This window comes from Williamsia sp. (assembly GCF_016462415.1).
Taxonomy (GTDB): domain Bacteria; phylum Actinomycetota; class Actinomycetes; order Mycobacteriales; family Mycobacteriaceae; genus Williamsia_A.
Genome location: NZ_JAEMTF010000034.1, coordinates 30,224 through 40,594 on the forward strand (window position 1 = coordinate 30,224; position 10,371 = coordinate 40,594).

Sequence of the window (10,371 nt, forward strand, 5' to 3'; positions counted from 1 at the left end):
CTGATGACCGACATCGAGACCACCGGACGCAAGACCGGTCTGCGACGGCAGGTGCCCGTGTCGGCGACGTTCGACGAGACCGGTGCATGGATCATCTCCCAGCACGGCACCCGCTCCGGATGGGGAGCCAACATCACCGCCGATCCGGCGGTACGGGTCCGTCAGGGCACGCGGTGGCGCACCGCCACCGCGGCGTTCGTCCCCGACGACGACGTCATCGCCCGCGCGCGCAGCTTCTCCGACAACCCCGTCATCGGACGGTTGATCGGTTCGACCTTCCGCGCTCTGCAGACCACCCCGGTCTCGGTGCGCATCACCTTCACCGACTGAGCCCGACCCGTACTCCGACCGAAAGGGCCACGACGTGAACCAGCAACCCCCGAACCCCACCCCACCGGTGGAGCCGGAGCAGTGGCAGAAGACCGCGTGCATTCTCTGCGAGTGCAACTGCGGCCTCGAAGTACTGATGAAAGACGGTGCACTGGCGAAGATCCGTGGCGACAAGGAACACCCCGGTTCGCAGGGGTACACGTGCGAGAAGCCGCTGCGCCTCGACCGGTACCAGAACGGTGCGCACCGGATCGACACCCCGCTGCGTCGACGAACCGACGGGACCTACGAGGAGATTGACTGGGAGACCGCGCTCGACGAGATCGCCGAACGGCTGAGGTCGATCGCGGACCGGCACGGCGGCGAGAGCATCTTCTTCTACGGCGGTGGCGGACAGGGCAATCACCTCGGCGGCGCCCATGGTCGAGCGCTGTTCAACGCCGTCGGAGCCAAGTACATGTCCAACGCGTTGGCGCAGGAGAAGACCGGCGAGGGCTGGGTCGATCTGCAGATGTACGGCAACCACACCTCGGGCGACTTCGACCACTCCGAGGTCGCGGTGTTCGTGGGGAAGAACCCGTGGCAATCGCACGGCATCGCACGGACGCGTCCGGTCCTCAAGGAGATGGCTCGTGATCCCGAGCGGGCGATCATCGTCATCGACCCCCGCCGGAGCGAGACGGCCGCCATGGCCGATCACCATCTTCAGGTCAAGCCGGGCACCGACGTCTGGTGTCTCGCCGCGTTGGATGCCGTCCTCGTCCAGGAGGGGTTGATCGCCACCGAATGGCTGGCGGCCCACACCACCGGTCTCGACGAGATCCTCACGTTGTTCGGTGGGATGGACATCCCGGACTACGCACGGCGCTGCGGTGTTCCCGAGGCCTCGATCCGGGCGGCGGCTCGACGGATCGCGCGCGCAGCCTCGGTGGCGACCTATGAGGACCTCGGAGTCCAGCAGTCACCGAACAGCACGGTGTCGTCGTACATGCAGAAAATGCTGTGGATTCTCACCGGCAACTTCGCCACCCCCGGCGGTATGCACATCCATTCGTGGATGTTCCCGATCGCCGGTCGATGGTTCCCCGTGGAGCCGGAGACGACACCGCGACTGCAGACGGCCCGGCGGGTCGTCGGTCTCGGCGCGATGCGGTGGGGCGCGGGTGCACTGCGGCGAGGACTCCGTCGGATCGACGGTTCGACGACCGCAGGCGCCGTGGCGGAGCGGATCGCCACCATCGCCCTGTCGACATTCTTCACCTCGGTCGGCGTCACGGCGGCGAGGCCGATCGCCGCGGCGGCGGCGAACTCGGTGCAGTTCGGAACCACCCCGGTCACCGGGGCCCGGATCGTGTCCGGCCTCATCCCCGGCAACTCGATCGCCGACGAGATCCTAACCGATCATCCCGACCGCCTTCGCGCCATGTGGATCGACGCATCGAATCCGCTGCATTCCCTGGCTGATTCGAATCGGTTCCGCACCGCGATGCACAGCCTCGAACTATCGGTCGTCCTCGACGTGGCGCTCACCGAGACCGCACGGGAGGCCGACTACGTGTTACCGGCGGCGAGCCAGTTCGAGAAGTACGAGACCTCCTTCTTCACACTGCATTTCCCGCACAACACCTTCCAGATGCGCAACCCGTTGATGCCGCCGCTCCCGGGCACGCGCTCGGAGCCGGAGATCTACGCGGCGATCATCGACCGACTCGACGTCGTCGACGCCGACATCGTCGAGTCGCTGACCGCAGCCGCGCGCGTCGGTCGGTCGGTGTTCGCGCTCACACTGTTCTCGACCATCGAACAGCGTCCCGAACTCACCGGCCTGCTCCCCTACCTGCTCTATCGGACGCTCGGGACGACGCTGGGTCCCGGTCGTGAATCGACCGCCATGGTCTGGGGTCTCGCGTACCTCGCGTGTATCGCGCAGCCCGACGCCGTCCGGCGGGCCGGGTTCACCGGTGACGGCGCGCAGCAGGCGGAGCAGTTGTTCGATGCGATCTGCTCAACGCACCAGGGCGTGGTGTTCTCCGACGACTCGTACGACGACGCGTGGAAGTACATCCAGCACGACGACGGCCGCATCCATCTCGCGATTCCCGAGCTGCTCGACGAGATGGCACTGATCGACGCCCGAGAGCCCTGCTACACCACCGACGAGTTCCCGTTCATCCTCTCCGCCGGGGAGCGTCGGTCGTTCACCGCGAACGTGATCATCCGCGACCCGGAGTGGCGACGACGCGACAAACAGGGCGCATTGCGCATCTCGGTGTCCGACGCCGCTCGTCTGGCAATCGACACCGGTGACATGGTCGAGCTGATCACCGCGACCGGCAAGGCGGTGACCCCTGTCGAGGTGAGCGACATGATGCAGATCGGACACGTCTCACTCCCGAACGGGATGGGTGTCTCCTATCCCGGTGCGGACGGTGAATCGGTGGTCGGGGTCGCGCTCAACGAGCTGACGTCGGTCGACCGACGCGACAAGTTCTTCGGGAATCCCTGGCACAAGAACGTGCCCGCACGCATCGAACCCCTCACTGCGCGGTGATCGGGTGATCATCGTGCGCTGACCCATCTCGGCCGGCCGACGCGGCCGCCCGATCCGTCGGCCCGTCAACGCAGTTGGTCCACCGACTGCCGGGCCTGCGCAGCATGGAGATGGGTGGCGGCGCTGATCTCGAGGTGGGTGAGGTCGTTGGCGATGCAGGCGAAGGTGTAACCGCGGCTCATGCGGTGGGCGGCGGTGAGACCGTCGGGCGCGTGGATACCGGCGGCGACGCCCGCGGTACGGGCGGCGTCCGCCACCGAGCGCAACGCCTGCTCGTAGGCGTCGTCGACCGAGGGGTCGTAGGGGAATGCCCCGCCGAGTGCGATGGACAGATCCGACGGGCCGACGTACACGCCGTCGAGACCGTCCACGGCACAGATGGACTCGATGTAGCGCACCGCTTCGAGTGTCTCGATCATCGCGATGACGAGAGTAGAGTCGTTGGCGTCGGCCGGACGTGGCCCGATGCGCAGCGCCGACCGGGCGGGTCCGTAGGACCGAACACCCTGCGGCGCATAGCGGGTCGCCGCGACAGCGTGGGCGGCCTGCTCCGCAGTGTTGATCATCGGGACGATGACCCCCACCGCGCCCGCGTCCAGGGCGCGCTCGATCAGCCGCTCGGAGTTCTCCCCGACGCGGACCATCCCGACGGCGGAGCGGCCCGCGTCGATCGCGAGTATCCCGTTGAGGATCCCCGAGTAGCCCATCATCCCGTGCTGCTCGTCGAGGCAGACGAAGTCATAGCCGAGGCGTGCGATCCGCTCGGTCGCGGGCGGCGCGTCGAGCGTCACCCAGTAACCGATGGAGTCCTCGCGATTGCGGATACGTCGGGCGAATGTGATGGCGTCCACGTGTGAGACCTCTCTGTAGCGTAGGTCTCACTGTGGCGTCCTCGGGGTGCCTCCGTCAACGCGGTGGAGCTGAACATAATGAACTCAACGACGACGAGCACCGTGACGGCACAGTAGGTTTGAATCGAGCACAGTGGATCCGCGATCGGCTCTGTCTCACAACGAATCCCAGAACGCCGTCAGCGCCGCCGCCCCGCGTTCGGGCTCCTCCACCATCCACCAGTGCCCCAACCCGTCGAGCACCTCGGTCCGGGCGCCTGCGCGATCGGCTGCGCGCCGCCGGATCTCATCGGTGCCGACGTAGTGGTCCTCGGTGGCGAGCAGACACAGTCCGGGACGCGCCGCTGCGCGCTCGAGGTGTCGCCCGGCCTCGGCCAGCGCGGGGTGCCGCGCCGACCGATAGAGCAAGAGCAGAGCACGTCCCATCTCCGGTCCCTGGCCGGCCGCGACATCAGCGGCGACCGGTGGTGTCATGCCCAACGCGATCATGTTCTCGGTACGGTCGGCGACCGTGCCGCCCATCATCGCGTCGACGAGGCGCTCACCCTCTCCGGGCGTCTGCCACACGCGGGCCACGTCGTTCCAGACGTATGCCGGGTCGAACACGCCGATGATGTCGGTGGCCCAGCTGCGCACGAGTTCCGGTCGCTGCATCATGAGCGAGACGACGTGATTACCGCCCCAGTCGTGTCCGACCAGGTCGATGAGACCGTCGATCCGGGCCAGTTCCGCGCCCAGCCAGTCCCGGTAGTCGATGAAGCCGGCCGGCCAATCGTCGGGCAGGGGCGCGCCGAACCCCGGTGGCGACAGGCGAACCACGTCGTCGCGGCGCAGCGTGGCCACGAGCGGATCCCATACCGCGTCGGTCTCCGGGTTGCCGTGCACCAGAACGACGGTCATCACCGCATGGTGGCACAGACGGGTCGTCGGCAGGTGACACTCCGACGAACCCCCTGTGCGACACCGTGGAGGTCAGGAGTCCTCGAGCTTGAACCCGACCTTCAGCGTGACCTGGAAGTGGGCGACCTGACCGTTCTCGATGTGTCCGCGGGTCTCGACGACCTCGAACCACTCGAGATTGCGGACGGTGCTGCTGGCGCGGGTGACGGCACCCTTGATGGCGTCATCGATGCTCGACGTCGACGATCCGACGATCTCGGTGATGCGGTACACGCTGTCGCTCATGATGATTCTCCCTGTGTGACGGGTCGTTACGGTGATGCGCGACCTCCGGCCACGCCCGTGTCTGGACATCGGCAACAGGTCGTACCTGGCGCCCGTTCACCCTAGGTCGGCTCGACGAACGCCCGCAGCGTTCTGGTCGGGCTGATCCGATCACCGGAGCGTGCTGCTGCGATCAGCCCGGCTCGGCACCGGTGGCGGCCGGACGATCGGGATCCGACGACCACTGCGACCACGAACCGGGGTAGAGCGTGGCGTCGACACCGGCGATGGCGAGGGCAGCGATCTGATGTGCTGCCGTCACGCCCGACCCGCAGTAGACCGCGGTCGGTGTGCCGGGCTCGACCCCCAGGGCGGCGAAACGGGCGCGCAACTCCTCCGGTGAACGAAACCGGCCATCGCTGTCGAGGTTGTCCGCCGTGGGCGCGCTGAGGGCACCCGGGATGTGACCGGCGCGGGGATCGATTGGTTCGTTCTCTCCCCGATAGCGTTCGCCGGCGCGGGCATCGAGCAGGATCCCCTCGGCCGTCGCGACCCCGTCCACGTCGACGGTCGAGAGATGCTCGGCCGCGAGTTGCACGGTGCCCTGCGAGGACGCCGTCTCCTCGCCCGCGACGATGTCGAACCCGGCGTCCCGCCAGGAACGGAGGCCGCCATCGAGGAGGACCACGTCGGTGAGACCGGCCCAGCGCAGCAGCCACCAGGCGCGGGCCGCCGCCTGATTGCCGTTGTCGTCGTAGGCGACAACGGTCGAGTCTGCGTCGATGCCCCATCGCCGCGCCGCCTCCTGCAGTGCGGCGATGTCGGGCAGCGGGTGTCGGCCGTCCTGCGGGCCGGCCGGCGAGGCGAGGTCGGTGTTCAGGTCGACGTAGATCGCGCCGGGGATGTGCCCGTCGCGATACTGCTCGTGGCCACGGTCGTCGCCCAGTTGCCAACGCACATCGAGCAGAACCGGAGGGGCACCCCCTGCGAGACGGGTACGGAGTTGATCGGCGGTGATCGTCACATCGGTCATCGCGTGATGGTGCCACTGCACGGGCGCCCCGGCCAGCGGTCGCACCCTGTCGCCGTCCGCGGAAGAATCCGTCGACCTCCGACGTTGGACGCGGCTGAGAAGGCTTCCGCCCACGAGAGGACGACCGTGACGATCACCCAGGACACCGACACCTTCACCACGGACTGGCAGCGGTGGCACGCCCAGCGGGTCGGTGCGGCACAGGCGGCCTACGGCCTGGCCGCGGTCACCGGGACGCATTGGCTCGGACGCGAGCCGACCGAGTACCCCGGCGTCCCGGGGCGGTGGTCGGTGCGCGACGGTCACGTCATCGGAACCGAAGTCGTCGGCGCGCCCCTCGACCTCGAGGTCGGTACCGCGTGGCGTCTCGGCGAGACGGACCTCGAGGTGCGGGTGCTGTCCCGAGGCGACGACGTCGCCATCCGGGTCGTCGACCCCGCCGCCGAGACACGTGCCGCGCTCATCGACATCGACGCCTACGAGCCCGATCGGACCTGGGTGGTCGACGGACGTTTCACCGCGGCCGACGCCGGCGCGACCATCACCATCGACCACGCCGATGGCGCGGCCCTCGACGACCCGCTCGCGGGACACATCGAGGTCGATCTCGACGGGGAAGCCCAGTCGCTCGCTGCGTTCCCGGTGGCGGGCGGCGGTCTGCAGGTCTCGTTCAGCGATGCGACCAGCGGTTCGGAGACGGCCCGGTTCCGGTTCGTCACCACTGCCGCGCCCGACGACCACGGCAGGGTCTCGGTCGACTTCAACCGCGCCTACCTACCGCCGAGCACGTTCACCGACCACTATCTCTGCCCGCTGCCGCCTGCGCAGAATCGATTGTCGGCCCCGATCCGGGCCGGTGAGAAGGTGCCTCGGACCACCGGCGACCACGCGTAGCATCACGCGATGACCGACAAACGCTCCGAGCACCCGGCCGATCCCGACGACGTCGAGAAGAACCCACCGGGCCCGGCCGACCACGGGGGCCACGGCGGTATGGCCACCCGCGAGAACAGCACCTCCGACGACGAGGACTGACTCCCGCGGTCGACTTACGACCTCACGCGTTTTAACCCTTCTCCGCGCGCCTGATCCCGGATGCAATCGACCTCCACCCACGTGAGAGGCCGAGACTTGGATGTAGCGATCATTTCCGCAGCCTGCATCGGCAGCGGGCAGTGCACCCTGCTCGCGCCACGCGTGTTCACCCGTCGCGAGGACGGGACCGCGGGCGTGACCATGGCCCGGCCCTCGAAGGGGCAGCAGCGGCGGGCGGTCAAGGCTGCCGAACACTGCCCGGAACGCGCGATCACCATCATCTGACCGGCCCGGTCCACACCTGGATCCACCGTGATCGGAATGCGGTCGGGCCGGAATCCCCGGTTGCCGCCTGCGGTTGGACACCACATGACCCTGGGTGTGGCTCTCAATCCGTCCGGGACCGCGAATGCGGTCGATTCCACCGTGGAGCTCGCCCGTGTGGCGGCCGACGCCGGCTTCGGGTCGGCGTGGTTCGGTCAACGTTTCGACTACGACGCCATCACCCTCGCCGGCGTGGTCGGTCGCGAGGTGCCGTCGCTGACCGTCGGCACGTCGGCCGTGCCCATCTTCGGCAGGCACCCTCTGCTGGTCGTCTCGCAGGCGCAGACGGTGCAGGCCGCGACGGGCGGTCGGTTCCAGCTCGGGTTGGCGCTCGGGGCACCGAATCTGGTCGAAGCGGCCTTCGGCATCCCGTATGAGCGGCCGGTTGATCGGGTACGCGAGTTCCTGAACGTCGCTCGTTCGCTCGTCGAGACCGGTACGGCCGACCATCACGGTGACCTGATCACCGCCGCCCCGCCGCTGTCGACAACGGTCGGCGGCGCGGGAACGCACCTGCCGTTGTTGGTCGCGGCCATGGGCCCCAGAGCATTACGCGCCAGCGGTGAACTCGCGGACGGCATCCTGCCGTTCCTGGCCGGTCCGCGCACTCTCGACGAGCAGATCATCCCCACGGTCAACCACGCCGCCCAGGACGTCGGTCGACCGCCGGTCCGCGTGATCGCTTTCGTCGCCGCAGTCGTCACCGATGATGTCGAGGCCGGACGGACCGCAGCCGCCGAATCGATGTCGTTCTACGACGCCATCCCGTCGTACCGACGGGTCGTGGCCGCAGAAGGTCTCGAGAGTGCAGCCGATCTGGTCCTGGTCGGCTCGGCCGAGCACGTCCGGGCCGGTATCAGGCGCTACCTCGATGCCGGCGCAACCGAGGTCGTCATCACCCAGACCAATCTGTTGGGTTCGGACACACAGCGAGAGACCATCGCCGCGCTCGGTTAGCGCGGTGTCGCAGAGGCTTCCGTCTGTGGATCTCAGGACAGTTGTGCACAACTCGTATCGGTGCAACATCTCTGTCAGTGGGTGCCTGTACCGTGCTCGGGCCGATCTGGGATCTGAGTGAAATACAGTGTTGTTCAATAGTATTCGATACATTTAACCCTTGCGCTTCGTTCGAACACATGTACTATTGAGGTCATGAGTGGGGGAACACTTACTGACATCGCCAACGCCTTGGCGGACGATTTCGGTTGCAGAGAGACGATTGTGGCCGATGTCGACAACGACATCGTCGGCGCGATACGAGGAGCGGTTGCCTTACGCGCCGTCGCCGACGACGTGCTCGCACGACTGACAGCGCAGGCCGAGCGCGTCGGCGTGGCGAAACGCAACGGAATGACGCTTCGAGAGTTGTTGTCCGTCAACGGCGTGGCACCAGCTGTGGCCTCGCGTCTGATTCGCCTGGGACGTGCGGCGCAGGTTCTCTCGCGCCTTTCGCGACACGGTCGCGACGGGAGCCTGTCCGCAGAGCATCTCGACGCGGTCGCTCGTGGAGTCGAGCACGTGGCACACCGAACCGGAAAGCCCGTCGATTCCCCGGCGATCGATCAGCTCGAGGGCAGTCTGATCGGACGCGCTGTCGCCGGCATGGCACCCGCGGAGATCGTAGAACACGCACGTGCGGTCGCCATCGAACAGACTGCGCAGCATGCCGATCAAGAAAACGACGAGGTTCTCGACCGACTGCCGTCCGCGGAGAACTCGACGATGAACGAGCTCGGGTGGAATCAGGCCGATGATGGCCGGTTGCTCGGCACCTTCGACCTGGACGCACTGACCGGGGAACGGTTGATCACCGCGCTCGACACCGCATCTCGTCCGCGCCCCGAGCCCGACGGGTCCGACGACGCTCGCCCGGTCGGACGTCGTCGCGCGGACGCCTTTGCCCAGCTCCTCGAGTGCGGCGTACGCGGTGTCGCGCCGGACGCATCGTCCGCCCCGCCACGGACCGAGGTGATCGTGACGCTCCCGCTGGGCGCGGAGGGTGCCGGCGGTGACACCGCCCGCCTGCAGTGGATGGGGCCGATCACCGACCACACCGCAAGTCTGGCCGCCTGCGACGCGGGAGTGACCTTCGTCGGGCTCGACATCAACGGGGTGCCACTGGACGTCTCGGTCACGAAGCGGTTGTTCACCGGTGCGGTCCGTAAGGCCGTGCACGTCCGCGACCGGTGCTGCGTGAAATGCGGCGGGCCCGCGTCGTGGACCGATGTGCACCACATCAAGCGCCACGCCGACGGCGGACCCACAACCCTCGACAACGGCTGCCTGCTGTGCCGGGCGTGCCACACGGCGGTTCACCACGCGGGATGGGAGATCGTCATGGGCTCCGACCGTCACCCCTGGCTCATTCCGCCGGCGAGCATCGACCCACAACGCCGGGCACTGCCTGCCTACAACCGACGAACGATGCGACTCGACGATCCCGTCGCCGCCTGACCCAGACCACCCGAATACGTGCACCCGCCCAGGCGGGACCGCATCAGCACCTTGACAACTCCACAGAGTGTACCGGCCGAATGGTTGCGGAGCCGGGGGTGATCGACCACTGTGTTCCCATGACCTGGGAGACGCATCCGGTCACCCCCGACCGCTTCGATGACTTCGCCGACGTGATCAACCCGAACCGTCGCGCGACCCACTGCTGGTGCCTGTCGCATCGGATCCAGCCCGCGGAGATCGAGGAACTGGGCGACGGAAGTCGCGAGCAGGCGATGCGTCGTCTCACCGAACGTGAGCACCCGCCCGGGGTCGTCGCCTATCGCGACGGCATGCCGGTCGGCTGGTGCAACATCGGCCCACGCGCGGAGATCCCACGGCTGGTGAGGAGCCGTCTCATCCGTCCCATCGACGACGCGCCGGTCTGGAGCATCATCTGTGTGGTCGTGCGCAGCGGCCACCGCAAGCAGGGCGTGACCAGCCGACTCATCGAGGGCGCGGTCGAGTTCGCGGCATCTCATGGCGCACCCGCCGTCGAGACGTATCCGGTCGACCCGCCGGGCCGGATGGACCTGACCATGGCATTCGTCGGCACGCGGTCGATGTTCGAGAACGTCGGCTTCGAGGTC

At 67.7% G+C, this 10,371-nt stretch carries 12 protein-coding genes; 8 read left to right on the forward strand and 4 right to left on the reverse strand.

Annotated features, from left to right (window positions below):
* On the forward strand, positions 1-330 hold a 330-nt coding region (locus tag JHC79_RS10600), incomplete at its 5' end, for a nitroreductase family deazaflavin-dependent oxidoreductase (RefSeq protein ID WP_296390425.1).
* 34 nt (positions 331-364) lie between these two features.
* Positions 365-2,881, forward strand: a complete 2,517-nt coding sequence (locus JHC79_RS10605) for a molybdopterin-dependent oxidoreductase (RefSeq protein ID WP_296390426.1) — start codon at positions 365-367, stop codon at positions 2,879-2,881.
* A gap of 65 nt (positions 2,882-2,946) precedes the next feature.
* On the opposite strand, the gene JHC79_RS10610 is transcribed toward JHC79_RS10605, so the two are convergent.
* The 4 genes from JHC79_RS10610 to JHC79_RS10625 form a co-directional block, all read right to left on the reverse strand.
* Complete coding sequence (locus JHC79_RS10610; protein WP_296390428.1) at positions 2,947-3,732, reverse strand: aldolase/citrate lyase family protein; 786 nt, start codon at positions 3,730-3,732, stop codon at positions 2,947-2,949.
* 156 nt (positions 3,733-3,888) lie between these two features.
* Positions 3,889-4,632, reverse strand: a complete 744-nt coding sequence (locus tag JHC79_RS10615; protein ID WP_296390430.1) for an alpha/beta fold hydrolase — start codon at positions 4,630-4,632, stop codon at positions 3,889-3,891.
* A gap of 72 nt (positions 4,633-4,704) precedes the next feature.
* A complete protein-coding gene (locus JHC79_RS10620; protein ID WP_296390432.1) occupies positions 4,705-4,917 on the reverse strand; it encodes a dodecin in 213 nt (70 codons plus the stop codon).
* Between the two features lie 172 nt (positions 4,918-5,089).
* Complete coding sequence (locus tag JHC79_RS10625; RefSeq protein ID WP_296390434.1) at positions 5,090-5,929, reverse strand: sulfurtransferase; 840 nt, start codon at positions 5,927-5,929, stop codon at positions 5,090-5,092.
* A 126-nt stretch (positions 5,930-6,055) separates the two neighbouring features.
* On the opposite strand from JHC79_RS10625, the gene JHC79_RS10630 reads away from it, so the two are divergent.
* The 6 genes from JHC79_RS10630 to JHC79_RS10655 form a co-directional block, all read left to right on the forward strand.
* Complete coding sequence (locus JHC79_RS10630; protein WP_296390436.1) at positions 6,056-6,823, forward strand: DUF1684 domain-containing protein; 768 nt, start codon at positions 6,056-6,058, stop codon at positions 6,821-6,823.
* A 9-nt stretch (positions 6,824-6,832) separates the two neighbouring features.
* On the forward strand, positions 6,833-6,964 hold the full coding sequence (locus JHC79_RS10635) for a hypothetical protein (RefSeq protein ID WP_296390439.1): 132 nt from the start codon (positions 6,833-6,835) through the stop codon (positions 6,962-6,964).
* A 96-nt stretch (positions 6,965-7,060) separates the two neighbouring features.
* Positions 7,061-7,249, forward strand: a complete 189-nt coding sequence (locus tag JHC79_RS10640) for a ferredoxin (RefSeq protein WP_296390441.1) — start codon at positions 7,061-7,063, stop codon at positions 7,247-7,249.
* 84 nt (positions 7,250-7,333) lie between these two features.
* Positions 7,334-8,245, forward strand: a complete 912-nt coding sequence (locus JHC79_RS10645; protein ID WP_296390444.1) for a TIGR03564 family F420-dependent LLM class oxidoreductase — start codon at positions 7,334-7,336, stop codon at positions 8,243-8,245.
* Between the two features lie 195 nt (positions 8,246-8,440).
* Positions 8,441-9,742 (forward strand): HNH endonuclease signature motif containing protein, encoded by a 1,302-nt coding sequence (locus JHC79_RS10650; protein WP_296390446.1) that lies wholly within the window; start codon positions 8,441-8,443, stop codon positions 9,740-9,742.
* Between the two features lie 119 nt (positions 9,743-9,861).
* On the forward strand, positions 9,862-10,371 hold a 510-nt coding region (locus JHC79_RS10655), incomplete at its 3' end, for a GNAT family N-acetyltransferase (RefSeq protein ID WP_296390448.1).

Bases quoted from the DNA above. Each gene is read 5' to 3' on its own strand.
- JHC79_RS10645 (WP_296390444.1), top strand. From the start codon at position 7,334: ATGACCCTGGGTGTGGCTCTCAATCCGTCCGGGACCGCGAATGCGGTC.
- JHC79_RS10615 (WP_296390430.1), bottom strand. From the start codon at position 4,632: ATGACCGTCGTTCTGGTGCACGGCAACCCGGAGACCGACGCGGTATGG.
- JHC79_RS10650 (WP_296390446.1), top strand. From the start codon at position 8,441: ATGAGTGGGGGAACACTTACTGACATCGCCAACGCCTTGGCGGACGAT.
- JHC79_RS10620 (WP_296390432.1), bottom strand. From the start codon at position 4,917: ATGAGCGACAGCGTGTACCGCATCACCGAGATCGTCGGATCGTCGACG.
- JHC79_RS10625 (WP_296390434.1), bottom strand. From the start codon at position 5,929: ATGACCGATGTGACGATCACCGCCGATCAACTCCGTACCCGTCTCGCA.
- JHC79_RS10635 (WP_296390439.1), top strand. From the start codon at position 6,833: ATGACCGACAAACGCTCCGAGCACCCGGCCGATCCCGACGACGTCGAG.